This is a genomic window from Nonomuraea sp. NPDC049158 (assembly GCF_040648335.1).
Classification (GTDB): Bacteria; Actinomycetota; Actinomycetes; order Streptosporangiales; family Streptosporangiaceae; genus Nonomuraea.
In genome coordinates this window covers 197303-212021 of sequence record NZ_JBEZDM010000005.1, presented here as the reverse complement: position 1 = coordinate 212021, position 14719 = coordinate 197303, and the positions used below count along the sequence as shown (strand labels likewise).

12 protein-coding genes are annotated in these 14719 nt (G+C 68.0%); 5 read left to right on the top strand and 7 right to left on the bottom strand.

Annotation, left to right across the window (positions count from 1 at the left end; translation table 11 throughout):
• Positions 1-165: 165 nt before the first annotated feature.
• A complete protein-coding gene (locus tag AB0B61_RS13825) occupies positions 166-2055 on the top strand; it encodes a Xaa-Pro dipeptidyl-peptidase (protein WP_358431630.1) in 1890 nt (629 codons plus the stop codon).
• A gap of 128 nt (positions 2056-2183) precedes the next feature.
• On the opposite strand, the gene AB0B61_RS13820 is transcribed toward AB0B61_RS13825, so the two are convergent.
• Positions 2184-3395 carry a M20 family metallopeptidase gene (locus AB0B61_RS13820; RefSeq protein ID WP_358431629.1) on the bottom strand — a complete coding sequence of 404 codons (1212 nt, stop codon included), beginning with the start codon at positions 3393-3395 and terminating at the stop codon, positions 2184-2186.
• A 500-nt stretch (positions 3396-3895) separates the two neighbouring features.
• Between AB0B61_RS13820 and AB0B61_RS13815 the strand changes: the two genes are divergently transcribed.
• Positions 3896-5299 carry a peptide ligase PGM1-related protein gene (locus tag AB0B61_RS13815; RefSeq protein ID WP_358431627.1) on the top strand — a complete coding sequence of 468 codons (1404 nt, stop codon included), beginning with the start codon at positions 3896-3898 and terminating at the stop codon, positions 5297-5299.
• On the opposite strand, the gene AB0B61_RS13810 is transcribed toward AB0B61_RS13815, so the two are convergent.
• Complete coding sequence (locus tag AB0B61_RS13810; protein WP_358431626.1) at positions 5259-5462, bottom strand: hypothetical protein; 204 nt, start codon at positions 5460-5462, stop codon at positions 5259-5261. The two genes, AB0B61_RS13815 and AB0B61_RS13810, sit on opposite strands and share 41 nt — an antisense overlap.
• Before the next feature lie 83 nt (positions 5463-5545).
• Between AB0B61_RS13810 and AB0B61_RS13805 the strand changes: the two genes are divergently transcribed.
• Complete coding sequence (locus AB0B61_RS13805) at positions 5546-6676, top strand: D-alanyl-D-alanine carboxypeptidase (RefSeq protein ID WP_358431625.1); 1131 nt, start codon at positions 5546-5548, stop codon at positions 6674-6676.
• A 52-nt stretch (positions 6677-6728) separates the two neighbouring features.
• Here the strand turns inward: AB0B61_RS13805 and AB0B61_RS13800 are convergent, their stop codons facing one another.
• Positions 6729-7664, bottom strand: coding sequence for a YihY/virulence factor BrkB family protein (locus AB0B61_RS13800; RefSeq protein ID WP_358431624.1), 936 nt, complete (start codon positions 7662-7664; stop codon positions 6729-6731).
• A 192-nt stretch (positions 7665-7856) separates the two neighbouring features.
• Entirely contained in the window at positions 7857-9143 is a 1287-nt protein-coding gene (locus AB0B61_RS13795) for an amidohydrolase family protein (RefSeq protein ID WP_358431623.1), read from the bottom strand.
• A 60-nt stretch (positions 9144-9203) separates the two neighbouring features.
• Between AB0B61_RS13795 and AB0B61_RS13790 the strand changes: the two genes are divergently transcribed.
• Positions 9204-9710, top strand: a complete 507-nt coding sequence (locus AB0B61_RS13790; RefSeq protein WP_358431622.1) for a MarR family transcriptional regulator — start codon at positions 9204-9206, stop codon at positions 9708-9710.
• 105 nt (positions 9711-9815) lie between these two features.
• Here the strand turns inward: AB0B61_RS13790 and AB0B61_RS13785 are convergent, their stop codons facing one another.
• The 3 genes from AB0B61_RS13785 to AB0B61_RS13775 form a co-directional block, all read right to left on the bottom strand.
• Complete coding sequence (locus tag AB0B61_RS13785; protein WP_358431620.1) at positions 9816-11090, bottom strand: ATP-binding protein; 1275 nt, start codon at positions 11088-11090, stop codon at positions 9816-9818.
• 127 nt (positions 11091-11217) lie between these two features.
• Positions 11218-12222, bottom strand: coding sequence for a tryptophan--tRNA ligase (gene trpS / locus AB0B61_RS13780; protein ID WP_358431619.1), 1005 nt, complete (start codon positions 12220-12222; stop codon positions 11218-11220).
• 14 nt (positions 12223-12236) lie between these two features.
• Positions 12237-13550: a hemolysin family protein gene (locus AB0B61_RS13775; RefSeq protein WP_358431618.1), complete on the bottom strand. Its 1314-nt coding sequence runs from the start codon at positions 13548-13550 to the stop codon at positions 12237-12239.
• Between the two features lie 86 nt (positions 13551-13636).
• Between AB0B61_RS13775 and galE the strand changes: the two genes are divergently transcribed.
• Positions 13637-14584 carry a UDP-glucose 4-epimerase GalE gene (gene galE, locus AB0B61_RS13770; protein WP_358431617.1) on the top strand — a complete coding sequence of 316 codons (948 nt, stop codon included), beginning with the start codon at positions 13637-13639 and terminating at the stop codon, positions 14582-14584.
• The last annotated feature ends 135 nt before the right edge of the window (positions 14585-14719 follow it).

The window sequence follows — 14719 nt, the reverse complement described above, 5'->3', positions numbered from 1 at the left end:
CTCCGTTATCGACATCACTCGTGTCCGTGACCTGAATCTGCGGATGCGGTCCGAGGACCGGCTCGGGAAGCTTTACCCAACTTTGGACACCGGGGGGCCCTTGCCGTCAGGTCGATCATGGCAGAGATTCCTGATCAACGGTGGATTTTCATCCTGGAGCCCGACATGCATCCTTGGAAGGCCATGATCATGCCCATGGCCGCGGTCCTCATCGCGGCCATGGGCGCGGCGCCCGCCACAGCGGATACACCGACCGCCCCGGCCGCGGCCCCGGCGATCAAGATCGAGAACAACGCCACCCAGCCCGTCTTCTCCCGCGCCGACGCCGTCAAGCAGACGGTGTACGTCGAGGTCGCCGGAACCGACAGCGACAGCGACGGCCTGCCGGACCGCGTCGCCGTGGACATCCTGCGCCCGAAGGAGACCGACGAGGGGCTGAAGGTCCCGGTCATCATGGAGGCCAGCCCCTACTACGCGGGCGGCAACGACGTGCCGAACCACGTGGTGGACGTGGACGAGAACGGCAACCCGCTACCGACCCTGCGCTCGTTCGCGAACAAGCTGGCGGCCGAGCCGTTCGACGGCTACTACGACAACTACTTCCTGCCCCGCGGCTACGCGATCGCGCTGGTGGAGAACCTGGGCAGCGGCCGCGCCACCGGCTGCCCCACCACCGGAGACCGCAACGAGACGGCCGGCCCGAAGGCCGCGATCGACTGGCTGAACGGCCGCGCGAAGGGGTTCACCCCGGAGGGCGCGCCCGTCTCGGCCACCTGGTCGACCGGAAACGTGGGCATGATCGGCGTCTCCTACAACGGCACGCTGCCCAACGCGGTCGCCTCGACGGGCGTCAAGGGACTGAAGACGATCGTGCCCATCGCCGCGATCTCCTCCTGGTACGACTACTACCGGGCCAACGGCGGCGTGCTGGCGGCGGGCGGCTTCCAGGGCGAGGACGCGGACGTGCTGGCCAAGTACGTGCTCACCCGCGCCGACGGGCAGAAGGTGTGCGGGCCCGTCATGGACTACCTGACGGCGACGCAGGACCGGGTGAGCGGCGACTACAGCCGCTTCTGGAACGCCCGCAACTACCTCAACGACGTCGACAAGGTCAGGGCCAGCGTCTTCGTCGTGCACGGCCTCAACGACTGGAACGTCAAGACCAAGCAGTTCGCCCAGTGGTGGTACGCCCTGTCCAAGCGCCACGTGCCGCGCAAGATCTGGCTGCACCAGGGCACCCACATGAACCCCTTCAACCTGCGCACCGTCGAATGGCTGCGGCAACTGCACGGGTGGTTCGACTACTGGCTGTACGGCATCGACAGCGGCATCATGCGTGAGCCGCAGGCGGACGTCGAAATCGCCCCCGGCGAGTGGGGCACTCACGCATCGTGGCCGCTTCCGGCCACCAAGCCAGTGGCCCTGCACCTCGGCTCCGGCTCGAAGCTGAACGTCTTCCCGCAGTACGCGGCCCGCGAGTCCTTCGTCGACCAGAAGTCGCGGACGGCCGAACAACTGGTGGAGGCGGCCCCGGCCGCGGATCCCAACCGTCTGGCCTACCTGACACCGGAGCTGCCGGCCGCGGTCCGGATCTCCGGCACCCCGACGATCTCGCTGCGAGCGGCCCGCGATGGCGGCTCATCGCCGTATTTGACGGCCCTGCTGGTCGACTACGGCACAGGCACCAGAGCAGACGGAACCCTGGTCCCAACAGGCGAAACCCTCTGCTACGGGGAAGGCGTCCCAGGCGACACGGGCTGCACGGCATTGCGCAGGCTGGGCACGGCCACCACACCCTACAAGATCGTCTCAAGGGGCTGGCTGGACATCAGGAACCGCCACGACCCGGCGAGGACAGAGAGCGTCAGGCCCGCCCAGGAATACACCTTCACCTGGGACTTCCAGCCAAAGGACTACCGGTTCGACCAGGGCCACAAGATCGGCCTGATCATCACGTCAACGGACCGGGACTACACCCTCCGGTACCCGGAGGGCTCGAAATTCACCGTCAACCCGGCCAGGTCATCCTTGATCCTGCCGGTGGTCCGGCCATAGGGCGGCCGGGGTCAAGTATGCGCACGTCACGGCGCTCAACCCGGTAAACCGGAGGAGCGTTTCCCTGGACAGAGGCCAGCCCCGCCCGGAAGGGTGGGGCTGGCCCATGCTTGCCGTAAAAGAAAAAATCAGGCGAGAACAGAGTCGACAACCGGCTCCCAGAGCGCAGTGAGGGCTGTCGCGGCCATGAGGCGGACGCCCATGCCGATCGCCGCCTCGTCGATGTCGAACGTCCCCTGGTGGATGTCGTACGTCACGCCACCCGGCGTGCGCGTGCCGAGCCGGGCCAGCGCTCCCGGGATCGACTCGAGGTACCAGGCGAAGTCCTCGCCGCCGAGCGACTGCTGCGTGGGCACCACCGCGCCCGGCCCCAGCGCCCGCTCGACCGCCTCGGCCAGCATGTCGACGCTCATCTCGTCGTTGACGACGGGCGGCACCCCGCGCGTGTATTCCATCGTCGCGTCGATCCCGTACGCCCCGGCGACCGACTCCAGCAGCGACTTGATCAGGTCGGGCGCCGCGTGCCAGGCGTTCTCGTCGAGGCAGCGCACGGTCCCCTCGGCCACGCCGTCGTCGGGGATCGCGTTGGCCGCGGAACCGGCCTGGACCTTGCCCCAGACCAGGCTGAGCGAGGAGCGCGGGTCCACCCGGCGTGAGAGCGCGGCGGGCAGTTCGGTGAGGATCTTGGCGAGGGCGAAGACCAGGTCGGCGGTGAGGTGCGGGCGGGCCGTGTGGCCGCCGGGACCCGACACCCTGATGGCCAGCTTGTCGCAGGCGGAGGTGATCGGGCCGGGCTTGAGCCCGACGTGGCCGAGGTCGACGCGCGGGTCGCAGTGGAGGCCGAAGATGCGCTCCACGCCGCTGATGCCGCCGTGCGCCATGACCTCGAGCGCGCCGCCGGGCAGCTCCTCGGCGGGCTGGAAGATCAGGCGGACCCGGCCGGGCAGCAGGCCCGCGGCGGCCTGCTGGGCGAGGAAGATCGAGGTGCCGAGCAGGATCGTGGTGTGCACGTCGTGGCCGCACGCGTGGCAGGCGCCCGGGACGGTCGAGCGGTAGGGCACGTCTTTCTCGTCGTGCAGCGGCAGCGCGTCGATGTCGGCCCGCAGCGCGACCGTGGGGCCGTCTCCGCTGCCCACGTCGCAGATCAGGCCGGTGCCGCGAGGCAGCACCGACGGCACCAGACCGGCGGCGGTGAGCCGCTCGGCGATGCGCTGAGTCGTGCGATATTCAGCGAAGGCCAGCTCAGGATGCATGTGCAAGTCGCGGCGGAATGCCACCAACTCCTGATCGGTCTCCGTCAGGAACGCGTCGAGTTCCCCCCGAAGCTCACGTCCCCGCATGAGTCACCGTCCCGTCCAATCGCCATGTGATCGTCAACTGCCCGAAGTCACACGGCTTATAGCGCCGTAAATCGTCCTTTGGCCTCGCTGCGGTCGGCTGTCCGGTCAGAGCAGCCGTCCGGCGAAAATGCCGCACCCACAGGTTTCGGTGCCAGAGATCGTCAGCACGGGGTTGTGATCCCCTCCTGAGGACAACCCACTGCGGAAACACGGCGGTCGGCCATGAACCCGAAGGCGATGTTCCAACTTTATCTCTTGCGTGTGGCTTCGCGCCGACAGAAACCCCGAAAGCCAGGCGGCTGCATGCCCGTAACCGCAGGTCGTCACACTGAGTGAAGGCGCAGATGACCCGGAAAATAGTCACAAGGGATCATTAGATGGTGACCCGTGGACACGACTTCCAAACGTGGTCTGCGCTTTCCAATCCTGTCACCTCCCGTCATGGTCATGACACTCCGACGATGGATGCTTTCGCGTAGAATGCGTGTTTCACTCGCAATATGATCACTAAAATCCCGTTCGGGGAGAAGTATGCCGGGTTGAGCATCTTCGAGCCGAGCGAGGGGACCCTGGTGGTCGTACCCTCGCTCTCCCTTCCGCAGGACGAACTGCGCCGCATCACCGGTGCGAGATGTTACGAGGAGCGCCTGCTCTTCCTCCTCCTCACGCTCCGCGAGCCCCGCGTCAAAGTGATCTACCTCTCCTCCGCGCCCATCGATCCGGACATCATCGCCTACTATTTCGGCTTCCTGCCTGATCCGGAGGACGCCGCCAAACGGCTGCGGCTGATCACTCTCGACGACCCGCACTCGCAGCCGCTCACCAGGACCCTGCTCTCGCGGCCCGAGATGGTCGAGCAGGTGCGTGAGGCGATCGACGGCGACGCGTGGATGGTGCCGTTCGTGCTGAGCGAGCTGGAGGAGGAGTTCGCCGCGCTGCTGGGCATTCCCGTGTACGGCCCGGCCACCTCGCTCGCCTATTACGGCTCCAAGAGCGGCTCCCGCGAGGTCGGCCAGGAGGCCGGCGTGCCGATGGCCCGCGGGTTCGGAGACCTGCACTCCCTGGCCGAGATCGAGGACGCGATCGAGGCTCTGCCGGGCCGGCGGGTGATGGTCAAGCTGAACGACGGCTACTCGGGTCTCGGCAACGCCATCGTGCCCAAGGGCGATCTGTCGGGGACGAGCTTCTCCGCGTACGGCGAGACCTGGAAGAGCTTCACCGCGAAGATCCGCGAACGCGGCGCGGTCGTGGAGGAGTTCATCGAGCACCGCCCGCTGCACTATCCCAGTGCGCTGGCCCGCATCACGCCCGGCGGCCAGCATGCTGTCGTCGCCACCCACGACCAGGTGCTCGGCGGCGCCAACCAGGACGTCTACCAGGGCTGTACGTTCCCCGCGGCGCCGGAGTACCGGGCCGAGGTGGGCGCGTCGGCCGAGCGGATCGCCCGCGTCATGGCGGAGCGGGGCGTGGTGGGACTGTTCGGCATGGACTTCTTCGCGCTGGAGACCGACGCCGGCTACGCGGCGCTGCTGTGCGAGGTCAACCTGCGGATCGGCGGCACCACGCATCCCTTCGGCGCCGCGGTGCTGACCACCGGCGCCTCCTACGATCCGGGGACCGGGCTGCTCATGGCCGGTGACCAGCCCAAGTACTACACCGCGACCGACAACTGCGCGGCCGGCTGCCTGCGCGGCCGCTCCCCCGGCCAGGTCGTGCGGATGGTCGAGGCCCTCGGTCTCGGTTTCGATCACACCCGTCGTACGGGAAACGTCTTCCACCTGCTCGGGGCGCTCCCCGAACACGGCAAGCTCGGCTTCACCACGATCGGCGACTCCCGCGAGGAGGCCGACGAGCTGCACCGGCTCACTCGCCGCGCGCTCTGCGGAGCCCCTTCCAGCCGATGACGGCCAATACGATCGCGAGTATGAGGTTGACCGCGATCAGGATGCCGTGCACCACGTAGAAGCTCGTGGGATGGCCGTCTGCCAGGTTAAACCCGAGGTTGATCCACTCGAACACCATGAACACGCCGAGCACGATGAGGAATCCGGCGATCTTTCGCGACATGACCACTTCTCTAGTATCAGGTGCCGATCATCAGGGGATGTGTCGGCACATGTGCAATGACACGAAGCTACGCTGAGACCGCCATGCTGATGAAACCGGTGCCCGTCTCGGCACTCCTCACGGCACTCCTCGCGACGGTCGCGCTCACGGGGACCGCCCACGCCACGCCGACGCCTACCCCGACGCCGAAGCCCGTCGGCGGGGAGCTGCTGGGCAGCCGCGGTTTGGTGAGACCCGCCGGCATCAAGGCACCGCCGAAGTCCAAGGCCACCTCGTACGTGATCGCCGACCTCGAGACCGGCGAGGTGCTCGCGGCCAAGGACCCGCATGGGCGCTACCTACCGGCCAGCACGCTCAAGACGCTCACCGCGGTCACGCTCATCCCCAAGCTGGACAAGAACCTCACGGTCAAGCCCAGCCGGAACGCCGTCGACCAGGAGGGCACCGCCGTCGGCCTGACGACCAAGCCGCTCTACAAGGTCGACGACCTGTTCAAGGCGCTGCTGATGTCGTCGGGCAACGACGCGGCGATGGCCTTGGCCGAGGCGAACGGCAGCCTGGCCAAGACCATGCGCGACATGAACGCCGAGGCCAAGCAGCTGCAGGCGAACGACACGGTGGCCAAGACGCCCAGCGGGCTGGACAAGCCGGGGCAGAGCAGCTCGGCGTACGACCTGGCACTCATCGCACGGGCCGGCCTCGGCAACCCCGACTTCCGTCGATATATCAGTACGAAGGTCGCCAAATTTCCGGCGCCCAAGAAGTACTACGAGATCAGCAACCACAACAAGCTGCTGTGGCGCTACAAGGGCATGATCGGCGTCAAGAACGGCTGGACGTCCAAAGCCCAGGCCAGCTTCGTCGGCGCCGCGACACGTGGCGGCCACACGATCATCGTGACCATCATGCGGCACGAGGGGTACTTCTGGGAGGAGGTGGCGAGCCTGCTCGACTGGGGCTTCGCCGCCCGGGGCAAGGTCACGGCGGTCGGTCAGCTGGTCGATCCGCTGCCGGTCGAACTGCCCGCGCAGCAGGCGACCACCTCACCGGTCGTCACCGCGCCACCGGTGACGGCGCCACTGCTCGACTCGGCCGCCTCGAAACAGACGGACACCAGCCGTACGGTGGGCTCGATCGTGATCGGGGGTGGGCTGCTGTTCGGCCTGACCTGGCTGGGCTACGGCATCCGCCGCCGGCGCAGCTCACGACGCTGAGGCCCCCGACATGGCTCGCGACGCTGAGGCCAGGTGACCCCATTCGCTGAGGTCAGGTGACCTCGTTCGACGGCATGGGCGTGTTCGACGGGATGGGCGAGGGTGCGGGCGGCGGGCAGAGCCCGGCCGTGGCGGTCCAGGCGGCGACGTACAGGACGAACCTGGCGGAGAAGTTGATCCAGACCAGCAGCCCCACCATGACGGCGAACGCGCCGTAGATCGGGTTGCTCAGCGTCTGCCCGAGCAGCAGCGACGCGACCTGCTTGAGCAGCCCGAACCCGATGGCACCGAGCAGCGCCCCCCTGGCCAGCACCCGGAAGGGCTGGGTGGCGCGACCCACCCAGCCCAGCACGATCAGGAACAGCACCCAGTCGGCGGCCACGCTGGCCAGCAGTCCCACCAGCCAGAGCGTGCCGGTCGTCACCGGCGCGCTGCCCAGCCCGAGAGTCACCGCGACCTTGGTCGTCGCCTGCGTCGCGGCCCCGCCGATCAGTACCGACACGATCATGGTCACACCGAGCAGGAGCAGGGAGACGAGATCGCGCAGCTTGGCGACGAAGAAGTTCGGCGGCGGGACCGTGGTCATCGATATCTCCCACAGCGCCCCACGCAGCGCGTCCACGGCGCCCAGCCCCGCGTAGAGCAGACCGGCCAGGCCGATGATCCCGGCGGTCGCCCTGGCCTGGGCGATGGCCTGGAGGTCGATCTGGTCGGCGAGTCCGGGCAGTTGGTCCTTGATCGCCGACTCGAGCGTGCTGATGGCGTTCTGGTCGTACGACAGGACGTAGCCGAACAGCGCGTACGCGAGCGCGACCAGCGGGAAGAACGACAGGAACGCGAAGTAGGTCACCGCCCCGGCCAGCCGATCGCCGAACCGCAGCTGGTAGCGCTGCACGGTCCTCATCAGGTGGTCGATCCAGAGGCGGCGGACCCGCCAGGACTCGACGACGCGGCCACTCCGGGCCTTGGCCGACTCGACGCGTGCCATCACCTTCGTCAACACCGTGCCGCGCGCCGCCTTCCAAGGTGCCCCGCCGTCGCCAGGCACCTGCCCTGACTACCGCCCTTCTACCACGGAGCCCGGCAGCCAGGAGCTTCGCGCGGGTGATGAGCGCAGCGCGGTCACGAGCGCGGTCATGCGCATGGCGAAGTCACGCGCGCGGTCACGAGCGTCGCGCCGTCACGCGCGCGACGTGCTGGTGACGGCGCGGGCGGACTCGGCGAGTCTGGCGAGCACCTCCGCGACATCGTGATGCAGCAGCCTGCCGCCCCGCTTGACCACCCGTCCACCGACCAGGACGGTGTCGACGGCGCTGGTGTCGGCGTTGAGCACCACCGCGCCGATCGGATCGTGCGCGGCCGCCATGCCCAGCGTGCCGGTACGCAGCAGCACGAGGTCGGCCTGCTTGCCGACCCGCAGCGAGCCGACGGTGTCACCCAGCCCCACCACCTCGGCGCCTTCGATGGTGGCCATCCGCAGCGCGTCACGGGCGCGGAACCCCAGCCCCTGGCCGTCCGGGCGGCCCCGCTCCAGCGCGAACGCGGTCCGCATCAGGCTGAACATGTCACCGGGCGCGCACGTCACGGAGTCGATGCTGAGCGAGGTCGGAATCCCGGCCGCCCGCGCCCGCCCGCTGATCGGGTAACCGATGCCGAGAGCCATCTCGTCGATCGGCGACACGGACACGCCACCGCCGCTGTCGGCGATGAGCTTGAGCTGGTCGTCGCTGTAGTGGTTGGCGTGCACGTATGTCGTGCGCGGCGCCAGCAGCCCGTTGGCCTTCAGGAACGCGAGCCCCTTGGTGGAGCTCTCCCTGCTGTGGCCGCCGAGATGCGCGGTGACGGGCAGGTCGAGCTCGCGAGCCAGCCGCCACTCCGCCAGCGCGTCGTCCTCACTGACGATCTCCGGCCCGAGAGCGGCGATCGCCATGGTCACCAGGCCGCCCGTGCCGAAGTGCTCGTCATGGACCCGGTGCCCCTCCTTGTGCAGGTTCTCGCGCGGCCCGCCGTGGCAGTAGCCGAAGATCGCCCTGATGCCCGACTCGCGCAGCGCCCGCACGGCGGAGTCGGTGTGCTCGGGCGTGAACTGCACATGTGACCAGTCGAGCAACGTGGTGATCCCGGCGTCCAGGCACTCCAGCGCGCCGGCCAGGTTGCCCGCGTAGACGTCCTCAGGCCGGTAGCCGGGAGCCAGCTCACCCAGGACGCGCTGCAGATAGCCGCCGAACGTGATGTCCGGCGCGATCGCCCTGATACCGGCCTGCCAGGTGTGCCGGTGGCTGTCGACGAACCCCGGCAGCACGATCATCCCCGTCGCGTCGACGACCTCCGCCCCCGGCACCTCGGGCAGGTCCGGCCCCACCTGGGCGATCCGGCCATCCTCGACCCGTACGTCCATCCGCCCGAGCACGACCGGCTCCGGCTCGGTGTCGACGACGGTCCCGTTCTTGATCAAAATTATTGCCATGCCAAAAAGCTTAGTAAGAAGCTTTTCAAAAAGCAATATACCGCCAAGTATCCTCGATCCATGAAGCACGATGACGTCGACGCGATGGTCCCCCGCTGGCAGGACTCCGGCCTGTCGTCGTCACTCATCGCCGACCTCGAACTGAGCAAGCGCATGTCCCGCCTCAACATGCTCTTCGAGACGGCGATCAAGGCCGAACTGGCGGACCTGGGCCTGACCTATGCCGAGTTCGACGTCCTCGCCGCCCTGGCCCGCACCGGTCCCCCACACCAGCTCAAGCCCAGCGACCTGACCAAAAGCCTCTACCTCACCTCGGGCGGCACGAGCAACGTCCTGCAGCGCCTCACGACAGCCGGCTACGTGGAGCGGGCGGCGAACGCGGGCGACGCGCGCAGCCGCTGGGTCCAGCTCACCCCCGAGGGCCTGAGCCTGGCCAACACCGCCCTGGAGGTCTCGGGAAAGGCCCACGAAGAGGTGATGGCGGGCGTCCCTGAGGAAACGGTACGCAAGGCGGCGGACGCCCTCCGGGAGGTCCTCCTGGCCGTGGGCCGCCGCCGCTTCCGCTAGTCACCGCGGCCGCCTGCCGGGCGGACCTACATCGCCGGCCAGGCCACCACCGGCGTCTTCCTCAGCGAAGAGGGCGGCGGCGTCCTCTGGTGATCCCTGTCTTGACTACTGATCCCCGGAAAGCGGCGCCTGCGCTGGAGACCGCGTCGTCCAAAGAGCGGAGACCGGGAGGCAGGCGAGCCCGTCACCGAAGCTCAACGACTCCGGCCCGCAGTAGAGAACAAACCCGGCAAGCATGCGATCACCCAAACGACGCTTGAGGAGCCGCAGTCCGCGAAAGTCGTCGCCGCGAACGGTCTCCGCCGCCTTGACCTCGATGGCAATGATCCGACCCCCGTTGTTCTCGATGATCCCGTCCACCTCGTACTGGTCCCGGTCTCGATAGTGATAGAGGCGAGCCGATGTACCGGCCCAGGTCAGCTGCTTGGTTATCTCACTCAGCACGAAGTTCTCGAGGAGCCCGCCATGAGTGGTGTCCGCGACGCTTCCGCTGGTGAGGTATCCAGCCATGCCAGGGTCGACGAAGATCACCTTGGGCGTGGCCACAGCTCTCGTGGTCGCGTTCGACGACCAGCTCGGCACGAGACGGACCACGAAGATGGTCTCCAGAATCTCCACGTAGCTGCGGACGGTCGGGCTCGACAGACCCAGCTCGCTCGCGAGCCGACTCATATTGAGCAGCCCTCCGGTCTGAGCCGCCAGCAAGGCGACCAACCGCCGCATGTCGGACGCACGCTCGATTTCGGCGACCTGTTTCACGTCCCGGGCGATCAAATCCGCGAGATAGCCGTCGAAAAACCGTTCGCGACGCCGAGGGGTCGTCCGCTTGATCGCTTCTGGGTATCCGCCGCGAGCGGCCAGAGCGAGATAGTCCTTCCGGCGTAGACCGATCGATTCGGCGCGCAGATCTTCCCCCATCGCGAACGCCGCGTCGACGAAGCCGTCCTCGTGGCCGTCGATCTCCCCCTGCGAGAGCGGCCAGAGCTCGATGGTCTCCGACCTGCCGGGCAGCGAGTCAGGGAGGCTGCGCAGCGCGAGGAGGCGAGCGGATCCGGTGAGCAGGAATCGTCCAGGGCGCGGGTCGCGATCCACCACGTGCTTGATGGCGAGCCAGAGATCGGGAACCCGCTGCACCTCATCGATGAGCATCAAGCCGTCATGACTCACGAAACGGACTGGATCCTCATTCGCCGCCAGGCGAGTGACGGGATCGTCCAGGAAGCGGGCGACGCTGCCGGGGACATGGCGCAGCACCCGCTCGGCAAGGGTGCTCTTACCGACCTGGCGAGCACCATTGACGACGACGACACGGGTGTCCTCAAGTGCGTCGTACACCAGAGAAGCCGCACGCCGGGGCAGGTAGTCGACCGCTTCCCTCATGGGTCCACCCTAGCCCGGCCTTTAGATCTGCCGAAGCTCCGCCTTTAAATCTGCCGTGCCTTTGCCTTTAGATCTGCCGAAGCGGCGCCTTTAGATCTGCCGAAGATCCATTCGGCGTCCGCGCAGGTCAGAGGCGGGGCAGGAAGCCGACCCGGTCGCGGACCTCGGCCATGGTCTGGCGGGCCACGGCGCCGGCCCGCTCGGCGCCGATGGCCAGCAGCCGGTCCAGCTCCGCCTCGTCGGCCAGCAGCTTCTCCGTGCGCTCCCGGATGGGCGTGAACGTCTCCACGACGGCCTCCGCCACGTCCTTCTTGAACGTCCCGTAGCCCTGGCCCTCGTAACGCGCGACCAGGTCGGGGATCGGCGTGGCCGTGAGCGCGGACAGGATGCGCAGCAGGTTGGAGATGCCGGGCTTGTCGTCCTCGTCGAACAGGACCTCCGAGCCGGTGTCCGTGACCGCGCGCATGACCTTCTTGCGCAGCGGTCCCGGCTGCTCCAGGACGTCGAGGATGCCGGCCGGGCTGGAGGAGGACTTGGACATCTTGGCCGTCGGGTCCTGGAGGTCGGTGATCTTCTCGACCTCCTTGAGGATGTACGGCTCGGGGAGGGTGAAGGTGTCGCCGAAGCGGTGGTTGAAGCGCTGGCCGAGGTCGCGGGTGAGCTCCAGGTGCTGCTTCTGGTCGGCGCCGACCGGCACGCTGTTGGCCTGATAAAGCAGGATGTCGGCGGCTTGGAGCACCGGGTAGGTGAAGAGCCCGACGCTGGCCGCGTTCTCCCCGAACTTGGCTGACTTGTCCTTGAACTGCGTCATCCTGGCCGCCTCGCCCATGCCCGTCAGGCAGATGAGGATCCAGGCCAGCTCGCTGTGCTCGCGCACGTGCGACTGGACGAACACGGTCGAGCGCTCGGGATCGAGCCCGGCGGCGAACAGCTGCGCGGCGGCCACACGGGTGCGGCGGCGCAGCGCGGCGGGCTCGGTCGGCACCGTGATCGCGTGGAGGTCGACGACGCAGTAGAAGGCGTCATGAGTCTCCTGCAGCGTCACCCATTGGCGGACCGCACCCAGGTAGTTGCCCAGGTGGAAGGAGTCTGCGGTGGGCTGGATGCCGGAGAGGACACGAGGTCTGGCCATAGCAGCCAATTGTGTCAGGAATCCAGCTCGGGCGGCGACTCGACCGCCGGACGGCGCTGCACCCTCACCCTGGCGATACGGCGTCCGTCGAGCTCGATGACGGTCAGCTCGAAGCCGGGCACCTCCACCATCTCCCCGACGGCGGCCACATGGCCGAGCATGGACATCACGAACCCGCCGAGCGTCTCGTACGGACCGTCGGTCAGCCGGATGCCGGTCTGGGCGGCGAAGTCGTTGAGGTTCGTCAGGCCGTCGATCTCCATCTCGCCCGCCGGGAGGACCACGGTGTCGCCCTCGACGTCGTACTCGTCCCTGATGTCGCCGATGAGCTCTTCGACCAGGTCCTCCAGGGTGACGATGCCGGCCGTCCCGCCGTACTCGTCGACCACGATGGCCAGGTGGTGGCCCTCGTCGCGCATCTCCGAGAGCGTGGTGAGCAGGCGCTTGGAGGCCGGTACGAACTTGACCGGCCGGATCGGCACCAGCTCGCTGATCGGCTCGATCCGGCCGGTGAGCACCGGGTCGAGCAGGTCCCTGACGTGCACGAACCCGATGACCTCGTCATACGACTCGCGGTAGACGGGAAACCGCGAGTGCGGCAGCCCCGAGGCCAGCACCGCCGCCTCCGCCAGTGTGGTGTCGGCCTCCATGAACTCCACCTCGGTGCGGGGCAGCATGACCTCGCGGAGCTGTCGCTTGCCGGCGGCGAACACCTCCGCGATCAGCTTGCGCTCGTCGGCGGTCAGGTCGGTGTGCCCGACGACCATGTCGCGCAGTTCCTCGGTGGTGACCTCCTCCCGGTCGGCCTGCGGGTTGCCGCCGAGCAGCTTGACCACGCCGTCGGTCGACTTCGACAGCGCCCAGATGATCGGGCGCGACAGCATGGCGACGCGGTCGAGGAAGGGCGCCACGACCAGCGAGAGCCCCTCGGCCCGCTGCAGGGCCAGGCGTTTGGGCGCCAGCTCGCCGAGCACGAGAGAGACGTACGAGATGGCGAGCGTCACCAGCACCAGCGCGAGTACGGGGGCGACGGCGTGGGGCACGTTCCAGCGTTCGAGCACGGGCACGAACTGCATGCCGAGCCGGTCGGCGCCGAACGCGGCCGACAGCATGGTGGCGACGGTCACCCCGATCTGCACGGCGGACAGGAAGCGGTTGGGGTCCTGGGCGAGCTTGGCGACCCGCTCGCCGCGGCGCCCCTTCTGAGCGAGCTTGCGCACCTGGCTCTCCCGCAGGGAGACCATCGCCATCTCGGCCGCGGCGAAGAAGCCGCCGACGAGGATGAACAGAAGGACCAGCGCGATATTGGCCGCGAGGGTGTCAAACATGGTGGTTGGCAGCGTACTCGGCACGTTTCCCGCGTATGCTGAACACCGAGCCCGACAAAATTAAACATATAGCCACAGGAGCAAACATGAGATTGCTGGTCACCGGAGGCGCCGGATACGTGGGCAGCGTCGTCGCGGCGCAGCTCGTCGAGGCGGGCCACGAGGTGACCGTGCTCGACGACCTGTCGACCGGCCACGAGGACGCCGTGCCCGAGGGGGCGCGATTCGTCCGCGGGTCCATCACCGAGGCCCACGAGGCGTTGGCGGGCGTGGAGGCGGTGCTGCACTTCGCGGCCAAGTCACTGGTCGGCGAGTCGGTGGAGAAGCCCGGCCTCTACTGGTCGCACAACCTCGGCGGCACGCTGGCGCTGCTCGACGCGATGCGGGAGCGGGGCGTGCGCGGGATCGTGTTCTCCTCGACCGCGGCCACGTACGGCGAGCCCGAGCGCTCCCCCATCCTGGAGAGCGACCCGACACGGCCCACCAATCCGTACGGCGCCTCGAAGCTGGCCGTCGACACCGCCCTGACCGCCTACGCGGGCCTGCACGGGCTCGGGGCGGTGAGCCTGCGCTACTTCAACGTGGCCGGCGCGTACGGCCGCTTCCGCGAGCGGCACACCATTGAGACCCATCTCATCCCTAACGTCCTCAAGGTGGCCACCGGCGAGCGCGAGTCGGTCAGCGTGTTCGGCACCGACTACCCGACCGCCGACGGCACGTGCGTGCGCGACTACGTCCATGTGGCCGATCTGGCGGTCGCCCACCTGCTGGCACTGGAGGCGCTCACCCCCGGGGAGCACAAGATCTACAACCTGGGCAGTGGCGCCGGCTTCTCCGTCCAGGAGGTGATCTCGGTCTGCCGCGAGGTCACCGGCCACGACATCCCCGCCGTCGTGGGGCCGCGCCGGGCGGGCGACCCGGCCGTACTGGTCGCCTCGTCCGAGAAGATCCAGCGTGAGCTGGGCTGGAAGGCCGAGCGCCCTTCTCTGCGGGAGATCGTCTCTGACGCTTGGGCAGCGCTTTCCGGGAAATAGGTATAGGAAGTCCCGATATGTGCTGTGATATCGAAATGTGAGGAGCTTTTCACCAAGGGTCACGAAGATAGTCTTCGGCGTCCTCGTTGTGCTGGGTAGCCTCGCGGCGGCGGCGGGGGTGCTGTTCGCCACCTC

Excerpts from the sequence above, each read along its gene's own strand:
- AB0B61_RS13825 (WP_358431630.1), top strand. The coding sequence starts at position 166 with ATGCATCCTTGGAAGGCCATGATCATGCCCATGGCCGCGGTCCTCATC.
- AB0B61_RS13820 (WP_358431629.1), bottom strand. The coding sequence starts at position 3,395 with ATGCGGGGACGTGAGCTTCGGGGGGAACTCGACGCGTTCCTGACGGAG.
- AB0B61_RS13815 (WP_358431627.1), top strand. The coding sequence starts at position 3,896 with ATGATCACTAAAATCCCGTTCGGGGAGAAGTATGCCGGGTTGAGCATC.
- AB0B61_RS13810 (WP_358431626.1), bottom strand. The coding sequence starts at position 5,462 with ATGTCGCGAAAGATCGCCGGATTCCTCATCGTGCTCGGCGTGTTCATG.
- AB0B61_RS13805 (WP_358431625.1), top strand. The coding sequence starts at position 5,546 with ATGCTGATGAAACCGGTGCCCGTCTCGGCACTCCTCACGGCACTCCTC.
- AB0B61_RS13800 (WP_358431624.1), bottom strand. The coding sequence starts at position 7,664 with ATGGCACGCGTCGAGTCGGCCAAGGCCCGGAGTGGCCGCGTCGTCGAG.
- AB0B61_RS13795 (WP_358431623.1), bottom strand. The coding sequence starts at position 9,143 with ATGGCAATAATTTTGATCAAGAACGGGACCGTCGTCGACACCGAGCCG.
- AB0B61_RS13790 (WP_358431622.1), top strand. The coding sequence starts at position 9,204 with ATGAAGCACGATGACGTCGACGCGATGGTCCCCCGCTGGCAGGACTCC.
- AB0B61_RS13785 (WP_358431620.1), bottom strand. The coding sequence starts at position 11,090 with ATGAGGGAAGCGGTCGACTACCTGCCCCGGCGTGCGGCTTCTCTGGTG.
- trpS (WP_358431619.1), bottom strand. The coding sequence starts at position 12,222 with ATGGCCAGACCTCGTGTCCTCTCCGGCATCCAGCCCACCGCAGACTCC.
- AB0B61_RS13775 (WP_358431618.1), bottom strand. The coding sequence starts at position 13,550 with ATGTTTGACACCCTCGCGGCCAATATCGCGCTGGTCCTTCTGTTCATC.
- galE (WP_358431617.1), top strand. The coding sequence starts at position 13,637 with ATGAGATTGCTGGTCACCGGAGGCGCCGGATACGTGGGCAGCGTCGTC.